This window comes from Williamsia sp. z71, assembly GCF_059553375.1.
In genome coordinates, this window is record NZ_JCANWX010000001.1 from 114,792 (window position 1) to 134,887 (window position 20,096).

At 65.4% G+C, this 20,096-nt stretch carries 8 protein-coding genes; all 8 read left to right on the forward strand.

Translation table 11 applies throughout. From position 1 onward, the window contains the following. Positions 1 to 100: 100 nt before the first annotated feature. The 8 genes from AC51GR_RS00510 (at position 101) to AC51GR_RS00545 (ending at position 20,067) form a co-directional block, all read left to right on the forward strand. Positions 101 to 1,879: an ABC transporter ATP-binding protein gene (locus AC51GR_RS00510; RefSeq protein ID WP_496322673.1), complete on the forward strand. Its 1,779-nt coding sequence runs from the start codon at positions 101 to 103 to the stop codon at positions 1,877 to 1,879. After that, positions 1,876 to 3,669: an ABC transporter ATP-binding protein gene (locus AC51GR_RS00515; protein ID WP_496322674.1), complete on the forward strand. Its 1,794-nt coding sequence runs from the start codon at positions 1,876 to 1,878 to the stop codon at positions 3,667 to 3,669. The genes AC51GR_RS00510 and AC51GR_RS00515 overlap by 4 nt, the downstream gene beginning before the upstream one ends. A 240-nt stretch (positions 3,670 to 3,909) precedes the next feature. Further along, positions 3,910 to 5,211, forward strand: a complete 1,302-nt coding sequence (locus tag AC51GR_RS00520; protein ID WP_496322675.1) for a lysine N(6)-hydroxylase/L-ornithine N(5)-oxygenase family protein — start codon at positions 3,910 to 3,912, stop codon at positions 5,209 to 5,211. Further along, positions 5,192 to 5,446: an MbtH family protein gene (locus AC51GR_RS00525; RefSeq protein ID WP_496322676.1), complete on the forward strand. Its 255-nt coding sequence runs from the start codon at positions 5,192 to 5,194 to the stop codon at positions 5,444 to 5,446. The genes AC51GR_RS00520 and AC51GR_RS00525 overlap by 20 nt, the downstream gene beginning before the upstream one ends. Further along, on the forward strand, positions 5,446 to 5,853 hold the full coding sequence (gene panD, locus AC51GR_RS00530; protein ID WP_496322677.1) for an aspartate 1-decarboxylase: 408 nt from the start codon (positions 5,446 to 5,448) through the stop codon (positions 5,851 to 5,853). The genes AC51GR_RS00525 and panD overlap by 1 nt, the downstream gene beginning before the upstream one ends. Positions 5,854 to 5,922: 69 nt before the next feature. After that, positions 5,923 to 6,867, forward strand: coding sequence for a methionyl-tRNA formyltransferase (locus AC51GR_RS00535; RefSeq protein WP_496322678.1), 945 nt, complete (start codon positions 5,923 to 5,925; stop codon positions 6,865 to 6,867). 133 nt (positions 6,868 to 7,000) lie between these two features. Further along, positions 7,001 to 8,011 carry an ABC transporter substrate-binding protein gene (locus AC51GR_RS00540; protein ID WP_496322679.1) on the forward strand — a complete coding sequence of 337 codons (1,011 nt, stop codon included), beginning with the start codon at positions 7,001 to 7,003 and terminating at the stop codon, positions 8,009 to 8,011. Positions 8,012 to 8,187: 176 nt separating this feature from the next. Further along, positions 8,188 to 20,067, forward strand: coding sequence for an amino acid adenylation domain-containing protein (locus AC51GR_RS00545; RefSeq protein ID WP_496322680.1), 11,880 nt, complete (start codon positions 8,188 to 8,190; stop codon positions 20,065 to 20,067). Positions 20,068 to 20,096 lie beyond the last annotated feature (29 nt).

A 20,096-nucleotide genomic window follows, 5' to 3' on the forward strand; every position in this document is an offset into this window, starting at 1 on the left:
CTCACCAGCGCAGATATCCGATCTGCGAAATGACTGATCTGCGAAATGACTGATCTGCGCGACGACTGATCTGCGCGACGACTAGGGCCGGAGGCTTCGGGTGGATTCTGACAGGTACGACCCCGGTACCAGGTTGCCGGTGTTCCTGGTTCCACCCGCGGAACCGGTTCGTGGCAAAGAGATTCGGGTCGACGCTGACACGACGCCGCGGCGGTTTGCCCTCCGCACGATCTTCGGTGCGGGTAAGTACACGATCCCGGCCGCGATCCTGATGGTCGGCCATTTTGTCGGCGAGGCGCTTGTCCCGGTGATCATGGGTATCGCCATCGACCGGGCGGTGGCCACCGGCGACGTCGGATCGCTGGTGATCTGGCTGATCGCTTTGGCCGCCGACTTCGTCCTGTTGTCGTATACCTGGCGCTTCGGTGAACGGCTCGCCGTCTATGGGCAGACGATGGTCGAGCACCAGTTCCGGATGCGCGTGACCGATCGGATCCTGAACCCGATGGGGATGGCGGGCCCGGCCCGTCTGCCGGGTGTGTCACTCAACATCGCGACCTCCGACGTCAACCGGTTGTCGATGGCGGTCTTCATCGCGGTGTTCCCGATCGGTGAGATGGCCGCGGTGTTGGTGGCCGGCGGCGTACTCCTGTTCATCTCGTGGCCGCTGGGCCTGGCGATCCTGGTCGGAACCCCGGTGCTGCTCTGGATTCTCGATCTCACCGGAGGCCCGCTGCGGGCGCGGACCGAGCAGGAACAGGAGGTGTCCGGGGAGGCGGCAGGCACCGCCACCGATCTGGTGGCAGGCCTGCGCATCGTGAAGGGTCTCGGTGCCGAAGCCGAGGCCGGACGCCGCTACCGGGCGGCCAGCTCGCGGGCCCGCGACGCCGCCATTCGCGCCGGGCGCACGCAGGGTGCGTATACCGGTGTGATGCAGATGATTTCGGCCCTGTTCGTGGTGGGCGTGTGCATCGCGGCGGGGCTGATGGCGCTCGACGGGAAGGTGAGTCTGGGTGAACTGATCACCGTGGTCGGGCTCACCCAGTTCATGATGGGGCCGTTGAACAACTTGGGCACCAACTTCGGCCGGGTCTGGAACAGTGCGGTTCCGTGTGCAAAACGGGTGCTGTCTGTGTTGCAGGCGGATCCGGCGACGAGGACCGGCGACGTCCGAGATGCGGTCGGGGCGTTGTCGTTCCACCATGTCACGATCGGTCCGGTCGAGGATCTCGACCTGACGCTGCCCACCGACGGTGTGGTCGTTGTCGTCTGTCCTCCCGAGGTCACCGAGGCCATCAGTTCGGTGCTGTCCAGGAGGGCCCATCCCGATTCCGGGCAGGTGACGGTCGGCGACATCGATCTGTTCGATCTGCACGGCGAGGTGACCGGCGAGCTGATCCGGACCGTGCCGCACGCCCCGGACCTGTTCGAGGGCACGGTGCTGGAGAACATCGGTGCCGGGGTGCCCGAAGGGCCCGATCGTGATTCGCGGATCACCAGGGCGATCTTCGCGGCGGCCTGCGACGATGTCGCGGACGTACTGCCGAATGGCTTGGAGACCCCGGTCGGTGAGGCCGGCCGGATGTTGTCGGGTGGTCAACGTCAGCGGGTGAGTCTGGCCCGGGCGCTGGCCGCGGATTCGGCGATCCTGGTGCTCAACGATCCGACCACCGCGGTCGATTCGGTCACCGAAGCGACCGTTGTCTCCCGCCTGCATCAGGCGCGGGCCGGCCGGACGACCGTGGTGTTCACCAATTCGCCTGCGTTGCTCGAGGTTTCCGATCAGGTGGTCATCATCGAAGGCGGGCGACTGATTTACCAGGGTGCCCTGGCGGACGCCGAGTCGATGCTCGCCGGAACGCTCGGGGGTGGCCGGTGAGTACCCCGATGTCGAACTCGAAACTCATGGTCACCGATTTTTCGTTGACGATGCGGTATCTGCGGACGCAATTGCGCAGGCACACCGCGCAACTGTTGCTGCTTGCGGTGGTCATGACCCTGGCCGCCGGTCTGGGTCTGGTCACCCCGCGTTCGCTGGGCACGATCATCGACATCGTGAACGGCGACAGCGGCAATGGCGAGGCCGCCGAGATCTGGCGGCTGGCCGCCGTCATGGCGGCCTCCGCGGTCGGTGCCGCGATCTTCGCGGCCCTCGGAGTCGTGTTGTCGGCCAGGATATTCGAGGCGATCCTCGCCGACCTGCGCGAGGAGATGATCGCGGCGTCACTGACGTTGAAGCTGTCGCGGATCGAGGGCGCAGGCAGCGGTGACCTGGTGTCGCGGGCAACGGCGGATGTCAGCACCGTGAGTGAGGCGATCAGCAAAGCCGTGCCCGCGGTACTGACCGCGGTCTTCACCATCGGTGTCACATTTGTCGGATTGGCCGCCCTCGACTGGCGATTCCTGATCGTGATCCTGTTGGTGATCCCGGTGTACGTCAACGGGATCCGGATGTATCTGCGGCACGCCCCCGTGCTCTATGCGGCGCAGCGCGAGGCCACCGCGGACCGGGCGCACCACGTGCTCGGTGCGATCCAGGGGCTCGAATCAGTGCACGCATTCCGGTTGTCGGCTCTGCTGAACCGGCGGATCGACCGGCACTCGTGGGAAGTGGTCCGCTGGTCGATCCGGGCGAGTGTGCTCTTCAGTCGCCTGGGTGTCCGGGTGAACACCGGCGAATTCGTCGGCATGACAACCATTTTGATCGTGGGATTCTTCCTGGTCGACGGGAACTCCCTGACCATCGGCGCGGTCACCGCGGCGATGTTGTTCTTCCTGCTGCTCTTCGACCCGATCGGCATGCTGCTGTTCGTTGTCGATGACCTGCAGTCCGGCGCGGCAGCGCTGGGCCGGATCGTCGGAGTGATCGAAGAATCGAAATCGGTGCCGGACCCCATCGCGCCGGGCGCGCCGACACCATCGGCACCGCTGCTCGAACTGGAGGGCATCAGTCACGGCTATTCGGCCGAACACGAGGTGTTGCACGACATCTCACTGACCCTCGTCGACGGCGAACACGTCGCGGTGGTGGGACCATCCGGTGCCGGAAAGACCACCTTGGCGACGATCGTGGCCGGTGTCCATCGGCCGACGGTCGGCCGGGTCCGGCTGGCGGGTGTGGACATCGCGTCGGTGGAACCCTCGGAACTGTCCCGTTCGATCGCCCTTGTCACGCAGGAAGTCCATGTCTTCGCAGGCACACTGGCAGCCGATCTGCGGATGGCTGCGCCCGAGGCCACCGACGAGGACCTGTCCGCCGCACTCGAACTCGTCGGCGCCGGTGGGTGGGTGCGCAACCTGCCCGACGGTATCCGGACGGAGGTGGGTTCGGAAGGACACCAGCTCACACCGATGCAGTCACAGCAACTCGCGCTCGCGCGGCTCGTACTGCTCGATCCCAAGGTTGCGATACTCGATGAGGCGACCGCCGACGCGGGCAGTGTCGGTGCCGGGGTACTCGAGGAGTCGGCGCAGGCCGCCCTGAAGGGCCGGACCGCGTTGATCGTCGCGCATCGGTTGAGCCAGGCCGCCCGCGCCGACCGGATCGTGTTCATGGAGCGTGGCCGGATCGTGGAGGTGGGTACGCATGCAGATCTGGTGGCGCGGGGAGGTCGCTACTGCGAGCTCTGGAACGCCTGGTCGCGGGGACGTGGGGTGTCGAGCAAATAGTTGCGGATCAGGTCGGTCGATATAAAACCTATATAAATCTGAGTTACCCTGGGTAGAAATATCAGGCTAGGCTAACTGTGTATTTCTGGTGGTCGATACGGCCCCTGCAGATCGATCAGCAGACGCCACAGGTAGGAGAGTGCTCATGGTCCACGACGTGCGCAACAGATGCACCGGTACCCGACGGGATCCGGCGAGCCGGGAGCAGACGCCGGCCGCACGGGGATCGGTGGCCAATTCATGAACGCCGAGTTCGACGTCGTGGGCGTGGGTTTCGGTCCTTCGAATCTCGCCCTGGCGATTGCACTCGAGGAGCACAATCGTGATTGCGATCCCGCCGACCGGATCACCTCGTGCTTTGTCGAGAAGCAGAGCCGATTCGGATGGCACCGGGGGATGTTGTTGCCGGGGACCACGATGCAGATCTCGTTCCTCAAGGACCTGGTCACGCAGCGGGACGCCACGAGTCGATATTCCTTCCTCAACTATTTGTCCCAGCGCGACCGGTTGACGCATTTCATCAACCAGCAGAGCTTCTTTCCCACCCGGATCGAATTCCACGACTACCTCGAATGGGCGGCGGAGCAGGTGGATGAACTCGTTCTGTACGGCGCCGAGGTGACGGGTGTGCGCCAGGTCGCAGGCGCGTTCGAGGTGTGCATCAGTGGGCGCGCGCCGGTCACCGCACGCAACGTGGTGGTCGCGGGCGGCCTGCGGGCCAAGCTCCCGGACGGTGTCGCCTCGAGTGCTCGGGTATTCCACAATCATCGACTGCTGGATCACCTGCGCGTCCTGCCGACGCCCACACACCACCGGTTCGTGGTTGTCGGGGCCGGGCAGAGTTCGGCGGAAGTTGCCGCTTACCTGCATGATGCGTATCCGGAGGCAGAAGTTCACGCCGTCTTCGGAAAGTACGGCTACACGCCGGCCGACGACAGCCCCTACGCCAATCGCATCTTCGATCCGGAGGCGGTGGTCGAATTCCACAGCGCTTCGGTCGAACTCCGTCAGCAGCTGCTCGACTATCACCGGGCCACCAACTACTCCGCGGTGGATCTGCCACTGATCGAAGAGCTCTACCGGCGAGAGTATTCCGAGCGGGTCTCCGATAGCCGCCGACTGTTTGTGCACGGGGCATCCGAGATCGCCGACGTGTCGGACTACGGAGACGGCGTCACCGTCCGGATCGGTCACCGGACGACCCGGGATCACACCGAAATCGATTGTGATGCGATAATATTCGCGACCGGATTTCAGCCGGTGGCCCTTGCGGAGCTGCTCGGTCCGCTGGCGGATGAATGTCAGGTCGACGAGCAGGGCAGGCCGCTCATCGATCGCGAGTACCGCATCGTGACCAATGATGGGGTCGAAGGCGACATCTACCTCCAGGGCAATACCGAACACACGCACGGACTGACATCGACCCTGCTCTCGAATCTTGCTGTGCGAGCGGGCGAATTGGTGAACTCACTGGCCGGCAGACCGCGTGTCGGTGATATGGACACGGAAGGAGTGCCCACTCTTGTCGACAAATCCTTTTGATGACGAAGACGGAACGTTCTATGTGGTGGTGAACGGCGAAGAGCAGTATTCGTTGTGGCCGACTTTTGCGACGGTGCCGCCGGGCTGGACAATAGTGCACGGAAGTGATGGGTCGACGTCGAGGCAGTCGTGTCTCGATCACGTCGAACAGCAATGGACCGATATGCGACCGAAGAGCCTTCGGGACGCCATGGACCTCGCGCCCGCGCAGGTCGCATCGAGTCCGGGGAATTGATGTTGCGCACTCTGGTGAACGGAAAAATCCACCGCGCCACCGTCACCCAGGCCGATCTGCATTACGTCGGATCCGTCACCATCGACGAAACCCTTTTGAAGGCGGCGGATCTCGTCGAGGGCGAGAAGGTCACCATCGTCGATATCACCAACGGGTCACGGTTGGAGACGTATGTCATCACCGGCGCCGCCGGCAGTGGGGTCATCTGTATCAACGGTGCCGCGGCCCATCTGGTGGACCCGGGTGATCTGGTGATCATCATGTCCTATGTCCAGCTCGACGAGGCCGAGGTACTGGTGCACGAGACCAAGGTGGTCCACGTCGACGGGAACAACTCGATCGTGGCGCTGGGAAATGATGTGGCGCAGCCGGTTCCGGGTGCGGTTGATCAGATCTCGTCGCGGTGAGACAGTAATACCCGCGGTGAACCCCGTCCGGTGTCGAAGTGACCGGGCGAACTCTATGGAAGGTGAACGATGCGTGTCGTGATGTTCGGATATCAGACGTGGGGGTACAGGACCCTCGAGGCGCTGATCGGATCCGATCACGAGGTCGCCCTGGTGGTGACCCACCCGGTGAGTGAGCAGCGGTACGAGTCGATCTGGGCCGATTCCGTGGAGGATCTGGCCCGGTCGAACGGGGTCGAGGTAGAACTCGCCACCCGGCCGACGGCGGAGTTGATCGACCGTGTGAAGCTCGCCGAACCCGACATCATCGTCGCCAACAACTGGCGAACCTGGTTGCCCAGGGAGCTGTTCGACCTCCCGCCACATGGCACCCTGAATCTCCATGATTCGTTGCTGCCGCGGTTCACCGGTTTTTCCCCGGTGATCTGGGCGATGATCAGCGGGGCATCCGAAACCGGGTTGACGGCACACCGGATGGACGACGATCTCGACACCGGAGATGTGCTGGTGCAGAGGTCGGTTCCGATCGGGCCCACCGACACCGCGACCGAACTCGTCGGTGCCACGATCGATCTGATCCCCGAGGTGCTGCTCGATGCGCTCTCGCAGATCGAGTCCGGGACCGCGACGTGGACGCCACAGAACCTGGACGATCGGACATTCTTCCACAAGCGGTCCGAGCGTGACAGCCTGATCGATTGGTCCTGGCCGGCAGAGGATCTCGATCGGCTCGTCCGGGCATTGTCCGACCCCTACCCGAACGCGTACACGTTTGCGCGCGGTCAGCGCATCCGGATCACCAAGGCGCGGGTTTCGCGGGGCGTCTACGGGGGTACCCCCGGCCGGATCTTCATCAAGGAGGGTGACGGCATGGTGATCGTGGCCGGCCCGAACGCGCATCGGGGCCAGAACCATGGCCTGGTGCTCGAACGGGTTCGCACCGATGACGACGTCGAACACAACGCACTGGACTTCTTCCCGCACGGCGGCGGATACCTGTCCGGCGACGCATAGATCAACTCGCGGCGACCCCGCGTCGGCCATTTGAACCTATACAGAGAGTGCCTCAAAAGGTACTATCGCAAGGATCATCTGGATGGCGCAGGGCACGACTGGCTCTGCCTGCAAGTAAAGGAAGTCGCACAAAGTGAAATCCAATAGTCGAGCCACGGGAATGGCGGGCCGGGTGGCGATCCTGGCATTCGCCCTCATGCTCCCGGCCGCATGCTCGAGCGACTCCGATGCCGGTTCGTCGGATGAATCGGCCGTGACGGTCACGGGCGCGTACGGCGAGACCGTCGTCGAAGAGACGCCGCAGCGCGTGGTCGCGATGTCGGCCACCGATGCCGATTTCCTACTCTCCGTCGGGGTGACGCCGATCGCGATTCCGAGTATGCCGCAAACCGATGCGGCGACCAACGGGACGAGCATCTACCCCTGGGCAGAGGGTAAGTACCCGGCCGATACACCGAAGATCGCCGCCCCTTCCACTGATTTCAGCATCGAAGCCGTTGCGGCGCTCGACCCGGATCTCATTGTGGCGACCGGCTTCTGGGGCCTCGATGAGACGTCCTTCGCGGCGCTGTCCGAGATCGCTCCGGTGCTGCATTTCGACACCGAGGCCAACGCTGATCCGTGGCAGGACAACGTGCGCAAGATCGGCCAGGTCGTCGATCGCGCCGACGAGGCGGAGGCGAGCATCTCCTCCGCCGAGGCGGCGGTGGCGACTGCCAAGACCGACAACCCGGTGTTGGCGGGCAAGACATACAACGCGATCATCTCGCCGTCCGAAGATGGTGTGTACGTGTTGTGTTCGACCGACGACAACATGGCACGGGTGATGGCCGACCTCGGGCTCGTGCTCAGTGACTACGCGCAGACCGTCGAATGTGACGGCGGAAAGGGCGAGGTCTCCTGGGAGAACCTGCCCAATCTGGACGCCGATCTGCTGTGGGTGATCCCCGATACCCCCGATCAGGTGCAGGTCCTAGAGGCGCAGCCGCTGTGGCCGACGCTGACCGCCGTGACCAAGGGTGCGGTGGCCGTGGTGCCGAAGACCGAGGGTGTGCCGTTCGCACTCGCCTTCCCGTCGCCGCTCAGCCTTGAGTGGGGCGTGAACCAGCTGGCTCCGCAATTGGCAGCTGCTGCAAGCAAATAGGCGATTCGCGTCAGTGTGAATCGGCGGTGAGCCACCCCGGCCTGGCCGGGGTGGCTCACCGCGTTCTCGGGGCATCCGACCAACCGCCGCCACTTCATATAGCCTAAACTGATAGGCAAGTACGCGTGAGGTCGTGCAGATAGTCCGACCGGGGTGTCACGGAGGGTTCGGTTCACATGACTGACACGTTCGAAACAACCACTGCAGGCGTTGTCCCAGCGGCACCGGGCGGTGAATATGCCGGTGGCACTGTGGATCTGCTTGCCGACGCCGACATCGATGCGGGCTTCGGCCAACCTCCGATCCGCCTGTCGCTCGCGGTGACGGGCGTGCACGGACTTCCGGAACCCACTGTCGCATGGGCCGTTCGACGATGGTTCAGTCACTACTCGGGCCTGCTGCGCGGGTCGGTGAACGGGCCGGCGCCCGCATACCGGGCGAGCACCGAGCGTGGCGATCTGAGCACCCCGCACCCCGGCGCCGTCGTCGATGCCACCTGCCTCGTCGACACCACCGGCGGTGTTTTGGAACTGATGATCGGCGTCACCACCAACGATCTCGACGAGGTCTGGATCTCCGGCGCCGCCGCCGTCATCCGCCGACTGGCCCACGACCGTCTCGAGAATCGTGAGAGCTCCGTTGCCCTCGGCGATGGGCGGGGCGTACTCGCGCAGTACCTTCTCGAAGCGGGGTCGCCAGAGCTGCTCGAACGTGATCATTGGGCCCAATTCACCACCGAACTCGAGGAACTCGAGCCGGCGACCATTGCGAGCGACCGGGCCAACCGTGAGACCGGGTCCGCGCACGCGAATTGCCATCGGCTCCGAATCCATGCACCGGCGGCGGACTCCGGGACTTCTTCGAGGGTCGTGGCGGTCGGATCGGTGCTGCGGGCACTCGTGGATGTGCAGGCGCTCGAAGGTGATACCGGCGACGGCGTGCTCATCGACGTCGAGGAGCCGGCCCGAACGGATCGCTGGGCATTGATCCCGGGCCGGATCCGTCGTCGGTTCCCGCTCTTGATCCCGGACGAACTCATCGCCGCCGACTCCGATTCCGAGTACCTCGCAGGCCTGTCCGCCGTGGTGGACATCGATGGCCCGACCGCCGCGGATCACGGCGCGCTGCGATTCACGAATCCCTTGGCCGAAGGCATGTTCGACGATCTGGCCGAAGCCGACATCCTGGTCTCGATCCGCTTCGGTGACGCACTGCCCGCCTCGGATCACCGCGATGGCGAACAGACCGCGTTCGGTCGGTACGCGGTCGTGGTGACGGTCTGGATCGGTGCGACGGCGATCGACGGGCAACGACCGGTGGTCGTCGACGTGACGATTCGCCCCGATGCCCGGCCCGGTGCCGAGGATCTGGCCACATCCGTGGCGGCCTCTCTGGGTGCCTGGGGTGCCGGACATCTCGATGACGTGATCGGCCTGGGCTCTGTTCTTGCTGCCGATCCGGTGGCGGCGTCGCTGGTGTCCGTCGATGATGACACCAGCGCGCGTATCGAGGCATTGTTCGGAACGCCGCGAGATGTGTTGCCCGTCTCGGCACTTCAAGAGGGTCTGCTCTTTCACCTGCAGTCCGCGCAGGCGTCGCAGGCGAGCGACCTGTACGCATCGCAGTTCCATCTGACCATCGACGGTCATGTCGATGCGGACCGGATGCGGGATGCGGTGCGTGCGTTGTTGTTGCGTCACCCGAACCTGGCGGCAGGCTTTGTCACGCTCGGTCACCGCACGTTGTCGGTGGTCCCGTCCGTCATCGAGGTCCCCTTCCGTCGCCTGGGTCGCGACGTGTGGCGGAAGGACTTCGACACCGTTGCGCAGGTGTTCGAACACGAACGCGCCCAGCCGTTCTCCGCCACCGAGCCGCCGTTGATCCGCTTCGTGCTGATCGAGGTCGCGCAGCGCAGTTCGGTACTGTGCGTCACCTTCGAGCACATCCTGGCCGACGGCTGGTCCGCGGGCCTGATGATGGATACGCTCCTCGATCTGTACACCGACCCGTCGGGGAGGTCGCTGCCCGAGGCGGTCCCGTTCCGGACCTACCTGCAATGGTTGGCAGGCCGGGATCGGTCTGCGGCCCGCGACACCTGGGGTCGTCAACTGTCGGGATTCGACGAGCCGACCCTGCTATGCCCGGAGGCCGCGACGATCGCGGCGACGACGGCGATGGCCAGGGATCACCACGAAGACCTCTCCCGATCGCTCAGTGACGACATCCGGGTCGCTGCCGCGGCCACCGGCGTCACCGTGAGCACGTTCCTGCAGACGGCCTGGGGCATCACCCTGTCGCGGTTGGTCGGCAAGGACGATGTCGTCTTCGGCACCACCGTGTCCGGTCGACCCGCCGACCTCGAAGGTGCGGAATCAATTGTGGGGCTGCTGTTCAACACCGTTCCGGTGCGGTTGACGCTGCGTCCGGATCAGACGGCGGCCCAGGCGCTGACCGACCTTCACGCGCGCAACATGGACGTCCTGGAACACCCGTACATCGGGCTCGGTGACATGCAGGCGATGGTGGGTCTGCGAACGCTGTTCGACACCCTCTTCATCATCCAGAACCATCCGGGGCGTCGGGAGGGACAGTCCTACGGTCCGGACGGCGAGATGAGCGTCGCCGATGCCGCGCTGACCGACTCGACCCACTATCCGGTCTCCTTCGCGTTGTATCCCGGTGAGCAGATCCACGTGCGGTGCGCCTACCGCGGCGATCTGCTGACCGCCGAACAGGTTGCCGTACTGGTGGATCGACTGCGCGGTGTGCTGCTGGACATGTCGGCGAGTACCGCGTCGCCGGTCGGCAGAATCGCGGTGGCCACCGACGGCGAACTCGCGCTGGTCGCCTCCGATTGGAATGCGACCGCCCGCGAGATCGAACCCGTCACCGTTGCAGAGCTTTTCGATGCCGGTGTGGCCCGGACACCGGACGAGATCGCGCTGCGCTCGGATCGGATGTGCCTGACGTTTGCCGAACTCAGCACGCGGGTCCACCAATACGCCCGCGCGTTACGCGTCCGCGGTGTCGCCCCGGAATCCCGGGTGATCCTGATGCTTCCTCGGGACGAGCGGATGATCATCTCGATGTTCGCGACCTTTGCGGTCGGGGCGGCATACGTGCCTGTCGATTCGGACTACCCGGTCGACCGGATCGGATACATGATCGAGGCCGCCGCGCCGACCCTGGTCGTGACGACCACCGCTCTCGCGGCGCGGCTGGGATCGGTGGACTGTGCCGTCCTCGACCTCGACGATGCGGGTGTGATCAACGAACTCGGTGCCTACGCGCCCGGACCGCTGTCGGCCGAAGAACTCGGTACGCCGGTACATCTGGACAATCTCGCCTACATCATCTTCACCTCGGGCTCGACCGGTCGGCCCAAAGGTGTTGCCGTCCCGTACCGGGGCCTGACCAACATGTACTTCAACCACGCCGAGCGCATCTTCGATCGGGTTGTCGCAGGACAGGGCGGACGCCGGATGCGGATCGCCCACACCACCTCCTTCTCCTTCGACGCCTCGTGGGAGCAACTGTTCTGGCTGCTGGCCGGACACGAGGTGCACGTGATCGACGAGGACATGCGCCGGGATCCGGCCGCGTTGCTCGCCTACTACGACCGCGAGGCGATCGACGGATTCGACGTGACGCCGTCGTATGCGATGTATCTGATCGAGCAGGGACTGCTGGAGCGCGATCGTCCGCGTGGCCTGTCGGTGTCGCAGACCGCGGCCGGCGTCGTGTTCGTCTCGCTCGGCGGCGAGGCCGTACCGGATGTGCTCTGGACCGCACTACGGGAAGCGCCCGGGGTGGAGGGCTACAACCTCTACGGCCCAACCGAATACACCATCAACGCACTGGGCGCCGATGTCGCCGACAGCACCGTGTCCTCGGTGGGGAACCCGATCTTCAACACCCGTGCGCACATCCTGGACTCCGGACTCAATCCGGCCCTCCCCGGTGTTGCCGGCGAACTGTATCTCGCCGGCGCGGGAACCGCGCGTGGCTACTTCGAACAGCCGTCGATGACCGGTCACCGATTTGTCGCCTGCCCGTGGGGCGATGGTGAGCGGATGTACCGCACCGGCGACCTGGCGCGGTGGCGTGCCGACGGCAGCATCGAATACCTGGGCCGGGTCGATGACCAGGTGAAGATCCGGGGCTATCGCATCGAACTGGGGGAGATCGTCAACGTCCTGCTCGACGCACCGGGTGTCGGGCAGGCGACCGTGGTCGTCCGCGACGGTGCAGCCGGTCCGATCCTGGTCGCGTATGTGGTTGCTGCGGAGCATCATCGGCAGATCGACCCCGATGCTCTTCGCTCGCACGTCGCACAGAGACTGCCGGACTACATGGTCCCGTCGGCCTTCGGCGTGATCACCGAGATACCGCTGACCATCAACGGCAAGGTCGATACCAGGGCCCTTCCGGCAGTGGACACCGGCGAGGACGTCCACGTGGCACCGCGCACGGCGACCGAAGAGGTAGTCGCCGAGGTCATCGCCTCGATCCTGGATCTCGACCGGGTATCGGTGGACGACGACTTCTTCGCGCTGGGCGGTCATTCGCTGTTGGCGATGCGGGTGGTCTCGCGGGTCAACGCCGCATTGGATTCGGCGTTGTCGTTGCGAGAGGTGTTCGACAATCCGTCGGTGGCGGGCATTGCGGCGGTGGTGGATTCCGAGGCCACCGGTGCCGGGAGGCTCAAGGTGGCCGACGTGGCTCTCGCAGATGTGGTGCCGGCGTCGTACGGTCAGCAGGCACTCTGGTTGATCGGGCAGGTGACCGGTGCCGGCTCGGTGTACACGATCCCGGTGCTGCTCTCGGTCGGTCCCGACTTCGATCGGGCGGTGTGGGCTGCGGCGTTGACAGATGTGGTGATGCGGCAAGCAGCGTTGCGCACCTTGCTGGTCGACGTCGGTGACGGCGTCCTGGAACAGCACCCTGTTGCCGCGGACGAGGTCGACTCGTGGCTTGCCGTCGAGAACATCGACGTGACGGGCACCGTGGCCTCGGATGTGCCGGAGCGGGTGCAGACCTGGGTGCGGCAACCGATGGACGTGGGCCGCGATTTTCCGGTGCGGGCCGCTGTGTTCTCGGGTGGGTCCGATGGAATCGCCGCGGGTGCACCCACTGTCGCGGCGCTGGCGATACATCACGCGTTCATGGACGAGTGGTCGTTGCCGGTGTTGTTGCGCGACCTCGGTGTTGCGTACGCGGCGCGCAGCCGTGGACAGAATCCGGCATGGGAGCCGTTGGCGGTGTCGTACGGGCAGTACGCACTGTGGCAGCGGGAGTTGCTCGGTGACGGTGATGTGGCGGGTTCGGTTGCGGCGCAGCAGCTGGGCTATTGGGCCTCGCATCTGGCGGATGCGCCGGATCTGTCGATGGTGGCGACCGACCGGCCGCGGCCGGCGCTGGCGGCCTATGACGGATTCTCGGTGGAGTTCTCGGTTGATGATGCTGTGGCGCAGGGTCTCCGGGCGCTGGCGGCGTCGTCGGATGTGTCCATGTACATGCTGGTTCAGGCGGCTGTGGCGGTGACGATGAATGCCTTCGGTGCCGGCGACGACGTGGTGCTGGGATCGCCGGTGGGCGGCCGGGGCGACGAGGACCTCGACGATCTGGTCGGCTACTTCGTCAACACGTTGCCGATGCGTCATCGACTGGACGGCAACCCGGCCTTGGCCGAGGTACTCGATCGGGTACGTGAGGTCGTGCTCGGTGGCTTCGCGAATCAGGATGTGCCGTTCGACCAGATCGTGAAGTACTCCGGCGTGACGCGCAGCAGCGCACACAACCCCCTGTTCCAGACGTTGGTGACCTATCGCGCCGCGGGCGTGGTCGGATCGAGTGCGGATTCGCTGACGGCAGCAGGATTCGGTCCTTATGCCGAGCGGGTCGAGATCGGCACGGTCAAGTGTGACCTCGACATCGACATCGCAGACGGGGCCGACGGACTGAGCGGTGTCATCGCCTGTTCGGCAGCGCTGTTCGACGAGTCGACCGGCAGGCGATTGGCCGACGGTCTGTCGCGAGTCCTGGCCGCATTCGCCGGAGACCTGACCCGTCGTCTCTCGGACGTCGCGGTATTGAGCCCATCGGACCTCGAACACATCGAACGCTGGTCGCAAGGTCAGACTGTCCCCGCCGATCGTGAGTCGACGCTTGATGTGCTGGTGGCCGACACGGTCCGAACCCAGCCCGACGTGATCGCGGTCCGCGGTGACGGAAGGCAGCTGTCTTACCGCGAGCTCGGTGCGGCCACAACGCGTCTGGCGCTGCGCCTGAACGCCGCTGGGATCACCCCCGAAGATCGGGTGGCGGTGTTCGTTCCACGATCGATCGAGATGGTGACGGGATTTGTCGGCGCACTGGTCGCCGGAGCGACCGTGGTGCCGGTGGATTCGTCGTATCCCACCGAACGTATCCGGATGATTCTGGACGACTGCCGTCCGGCGACGGTGTTGACCACATCCGCGGTGGCCGAGAGAATCTCGGCGATCACCGGACGACTCGGCGCCGATGTGATCTGTCTGGATGAACTCGACCAGAGTTCGTCGGAGACCACCGGTCTGGACGACGGACCATCGGTGATCGGCTCGTCCAACGCGGCGTACGTCATCTACACGTCCGGGTCCACCGGTCGGCCCAAGGGCGTCGTCGTCGACCATAGGGCGATCATCAACCTGATCCGGTGGCGGCAGTCGGAGTTCCCCCTCGCCGTGGGTGAGAGCGTGTTGCAGAAGACGTCGGTGGGATTCGATCCAGCCATCCCGGAGATCCTGTGGCCCTTGGTCGTCGGGGGCACGGTGGTCCTGGCCGATGATGGTGGGGACAAAGACCTGACCTATCTCGGGCGCGAACTGGACTCCGGCGACATCACCTTTGTCGAACTCGTCCCGTCGGTGATCGCCGCGATGATCGAACAGGGCATCGACCTGTCCGGATCCGGACTGAAATACCTGTCCGCCGGTGGTGAGGCGTTGTCCGGGGTCCTGCGTGAGCGCATCGCACAGGCCTGGGATGTACCGGTCTGGAACACCTATGGTCCGGCCGAGGCCGCGGTGGAGGTCACCAGCTTCGGCGGCGAGACCGACAGCCGGGGTGCGATCCCGATCGGCTCGCCCGTCTGGAACACCCATGTGCTGGTGCTCGACGACCTCCTGAGGCCGGCGGCCCCAGGGGTGACGGGCGAACTCTACGTGGGTGGAACGCAATTGGCCCGCGGCTATCTGGATCGCCCCGACCTGACCGCCGGACGATTCATCGCCTCGCCGGTCGGTGCCGGCGGCGAGAGGCTCTATCGCACCGGTGATCTCGTGCGATGGACCGAAACCGGGGATCTGGTCTTTGTCGGCCGGGCCGACGATCAGGTGAAGATCAACGGGTCCCGGGTCGAACTCGGTGACGTCGAGGGCGCGCTCGGATCCATTGCCGGCGTCGCGAACTGCGCGGTGACCGTACTGGACTCGCCGATAGGTGTATCCCGCCTGATCGCATACGTGACCCCGGACGGGCCGCGAACGGTCGACGACCTCGACCCGTCGGCGATCCGGACCGCACTGTTCGATCATATTCCGGCGCAGATGGTTCCGTCCGCGGTGATCGTGGTGCAGAGTTTGCCGCGCACCGCAAACGGCAAGCTCGATCACAGTGCGCTACCCGCACCGGAGGAGTCCGCGGGCACCGGGCGACCTCCCGAGACCCCCACCGAACAACTGATCGCCACCGCGTTCGCCGATGTGCTGGGTCTGGACCGGGTGTCGGCCGACGATGACTTCTTCGGCCTGGGCGGCCATTCGCTGTTGGCGATGCGGGTGGTGTCACGGATCAACGGCGCGCTCGGGTCGGCGTTGTCGCTGCGTGATGTGTTCGACCGCCCGTCGGTGGCAGGGCTTGCCGGCGTGGCAGATTCGGCTGCCATCGGCACGAGTCGGGTTCGGCTCGCCGATGTGGTCTGTGGCGAGGTCGTGCCGGCGTCCTTCGGTCAGGAAGCGCTGTGGCTGATCGGGCAGGTGACCGGTGCGGGCTCGGTGTACACGATCCCGGTGGTCCTTCGGGTTGGTGCTGATTTCGACGAGACCGCATGGTCGGCGGCACTGACCGATGTGCTGATCCGCCAGGACGCGCTGCGAACCCTGCTCGTCGATTCCGGCGACGGTGTGTTGGTGCAGCGGGTTGTCCCCGCCGACGACCTCGGTTCATGGTTCGGTGTTGAACGGCCGGCTCTCTCGGCTGCTGCCGCCGGGGCCGCGAGGAGCGCGGTTCACTCGCGGGTCGAATCGTGGGTGCAGCACCCGGTCGACGTGGGCCGGGACTTCCCGGTGCGTGCGGCGGTGTTCACAGATGTCGGTGTGGGGGCCTCGGATGGTGCTCGCGCTGTGCTCGTCGCACTGGCGATCCACCATGTCGCGGTCGACGAGTGGTCGCTGCCGGTGTTGCTGGCAGACCTGGGTGTTGCCTACGCGGCCCGACGCGGCGGCCAGGCCCCGGTCTGGGATCGCCCGGTGGTGTCATACGGGCGGTACGCGGTCTGGCAGCGGGAGTTGTTGGGCGACTTCGAAAAGCCGGGCTCGATCGGTCATGGGCAGTTGGCACACTGGCGCGATCATCTCGCCGGTGCGCCGGAGGTATCGATGGTGGCGACCGACCGGCCGCGTCCGGTGGTCGCGGAGTTTGCTGGATTCGCGCTCGAATTCGATGTCGAAGACACTGTCACGCAGCGTCTTCGGGAGCTGTGCGCATCGTCGGACGTGTCGATGTACATGGTGGTCCAGGCCGCTGTCGCGGTGATGATGTTCGGATTCGGCGCCGGTGACGACGTGGTGCTGGGGTCGCCGGTGGGTGGTCGTGGTGACGAGGATCTGGACGAGGCGGTCGGCTATTTTGTCAACACTCTGCCGCTGCGTCACCGACTGGACGGGAACCCGACCCTGGCCGAGGTACTGGCCCGGGTCCGGGAGGTGGTCCTGAGTGGGTTCGCGAATCAGGATGTGCCGTTCGGACAGATCGTGCAGGACTCCGGCGTGCGGCGGAGCAGCGCCCACAACCCGCTGTTCCAGACCCTCGTGACATATCGGGTTGCCGGAGTACTCGACACGAGTGTGGAGTCACTGGTGGCAGAGGGCTTCTCGCCATTCGGAGAAAGGGTGGGGATCGGCGCGGTCAAGAGCGACCTCGAGGTCGACATCGGGGAGACCGGTGACAGCCTCGTCGGCACCATCTCATGCGCGTCCTCGTTGTTCGACGAGGTCACCGCACAGCGGTTGGCCGATGGGATGCGTGAGGTGCTGGCGGCTTTTGCCGGCGATGTGGATCGGCGGCTGTCGGATGTGGCGGTGGTCGGTTCGGCAGAGCTGGCGCGCATCGGCGGCTGGTCGTGCGGTGAGGTGGTACCCCTTGATCGCGATGTGACCGTGGACGTGCTGCTGGCCGAGGCCGCGCGGTCGCACGCCGCAGTACCTGCGGTTCGCGGTGGTGGGAAGCAGTTGTCCTACGCGGAGTTCGATGGTGCGGTGAACCGGCTGGCCCGGTTCCTGCTGGCGCGGGGTGTGACACCCCAGGCCCGGGTGGCCGTCCTACTGCATCGATCGGTGAAACTCCCCTCGGTGCTGAGCGGAATCGTCCGTGCCGGTGCGACATTCGTTCCGATCGACGCGTCGAATCCGGCGGACCGGATCGAATACGTCCTCACCCAGAGTGGTTCGACCATCGTGATCGTCGAATCCGCCACGCGCGCAGCGCTGGACGGGGTCGCGATCGGAGACGGCGTCACGGTCATCGACCTCGGCAATTCGGACGTGCAGGTGCAACTCGCACAGTTCGGCAGTACTGCGATCGAGGAGGGAGAGCGTCCTCGCCGGATCCTGGGATCCGATGCGGCCTACGTCATCTACACGTCGGGATCGACCGGCCGGCCCAAGGGCGTGGTGATCGAACACCACGGGTTTGTGAACTTCCTGCGGTGGAAGCAGCAGGTCACCGGTATCGAATCCGATGAACGGGTGCTGCAGAAGACACCCATCTCCTTCGACGCCTCACTCTGGGAGTTCTTCGTTCCGTTGATGATCGGCGCGACGGTGGTGATGGCGGATCCGGATGGACATCGGGACCCGGCCTACCTGGCGCGGATCATCGCCGAAGAACAACTGACGACCATCGAGTTCGTCCCGTCGATGCTCGACGCCCTCCTCGAATATGGCGTCGATGACGTCGACATGTCGAGTCTGCGGCGGATTTTCTGCGGTGGTGAGGCACTTTCGGTGGCCACCGCGTCGGCGGCATTGGCGAGGTTCGGTGACATCCTGTTCAACCTCTACGGCCCCACCGAGACCACGGTGGGGATCACCTCGCAGAAGATCAGTTCGGCGTTGCTCGAATCCGGGGCCCGTTTCGGCGGTGGATTGCCGATCGGCGTGCCCGCCCACAATTCACAGGCGCTGGTGCTCGACCGGTACCTCTCGCCGGTCCCGGTCGGTGTGGTCGGCGAGTTGTACCTCGGCGGTCCGCAGCTGGCCCGTGGTTACCATGGCCGAGCGGACCTGACCGCCGACGCGTTTGTGGCGAGCCCGATACCCGGCGCCGCGGGGGAGCGGATCTACCGGACCGGGGACTTGGTGCGGTGGAACAAGTTCGGGTCCTTGGAGTACCTGGGACGGGTGGACGATCAGATCAAGATCCGCGGATTCCGGGTCGAGGTCGACGAGGTCAGAACAGTTCTCGAACAGCATCGGGGTATTCGGTCGGCGGCCGTGGTGGCGCGCGACCGGACCGGCGTCACCTCGTCGGACCGCTACCTGGCCGCCTATTACTGTGTCGAGGCGTCCGGCGGACCCGAGTTCGCCGCCGCTGATCCGGCGGCAATCGAACGCACACTGCGCGCACATCTGTCGGCCCGGCTGCCCGACTACATGGTGCCATCGGCATACGTCGCGCTGGAGGCCATCCCGGTCACCGTGAACGGCAAGCTCGATGTGAAAGCGCTGCCGGAGCCCGGCACTTCGAACGAAGTCGGCACGGCGCCGACCACGGACCTGGAAAGGGCTGTGGCACAGGTGGTGCAAGAGATCCTGGGTCTCGATCCGGACCAGACGCTCTGGCTCGAAGACGACTTCTTCCGGCTGGGTGGGCATTCGCTGCTGGCCGCGCGGCTGGTCACGCGGCTGAACCGGGATCTGGGGAGTTCGCTGACCATGCAGAGTGTGTTCTCCGCGCCGTCGGTCGGGGCGTTGGCGCAGGCGCTCGATCCTGATCGCGGCGCCGGATCGGACACCGATCCGGTGCTCCTGCGCCTGGCCGACACCGATACCGGGCAGCAACCGGTGATCGCCGTACATGCGAGCTCAGGTTTCGGGACCGTCTACTCGACGCTGACGCCGTACGTCGAATCCGGTAGAGGCCTTGTCGCGCTGCAGGATCCGTCCCACGCGGGTGATCAGCAGGATTTCGGGACCCTCGACGAGCTGGTCGATTTCTACACCGCATCGGTACTGGCGGTCGCACCCCATGGGCCGTACCACCTGGTCGGCTGGTCGTACGGAGGCCACATCGCATTCGGTATCGCGCGTGAGCTCGAGGCGATGGGCAAAGAGGTTGCAACCGTGACGATCCTGGACACACCGCCGGTGACCGGGGCCGGCGTGATCGTATGGGACGACGAGGAACGGGAACACGAGGTGCGGACCTCGTTCGCACGCTTCGCCGAACTGCCCGATGTCACCGGACTGTCCCGGGAACGGATCCAGGAACTCAACGCCGCAACCACCGGTCCGCTCTCGAACCTCGGTGACCGCGAAGCATTTGCATTCATGGACTCGTTCGAGCGGTGCCTGCGGCTGATGGAGGCCCGGCCGACCAGGGGCGCACTCGGGGCCCGCGGTCTGCTTGTCCTGGGCCGGGAGCACGCCGACTCGGTGGGTCGGACCACAGAGCAGTGGCGCCGGCACTTCCACAACGGCGTCGAGGTCCGCTGTGTGGATGTCGACCACGAGGACATGGTCTCTGCCGCAGGTGTCTGCGAATGGGCGCCGTGGTGGGCGCAGCACCTTCGCTGAACTCGTAATTCGATCTAGGAGATCTGAAC

Coding starts and splice junctions, on each gene's coding strand:
- panD (WP_496322677.1), top strand. CDS start 5,446: ATGTTGCGCACTCTGGTGAACGGAAAAATCCACCGCGCCACCGTCACC.
- AC51GR_RS00535 (WP_496322678.1), top strand. CDS start 5,923: ATGCGTGTCGTGATGTTCGGATATCAGACGTGGGGGTACAGGACCCTC.
- AC51GR_RS00545 (WP_496322680.1), top strand. CDS start 8,188: ATGACTGACACGTTCGAAACAACCACTGCAGGCGTTGTCCCAGCGGCA.
- AC51GR_RS00520 (WP_496322675.1), top strand. CDS start 3,910: ATGAACGCCGAGTTCGACGTCGTGGGCGTGGGTTTCGGTCCTTCGAAT.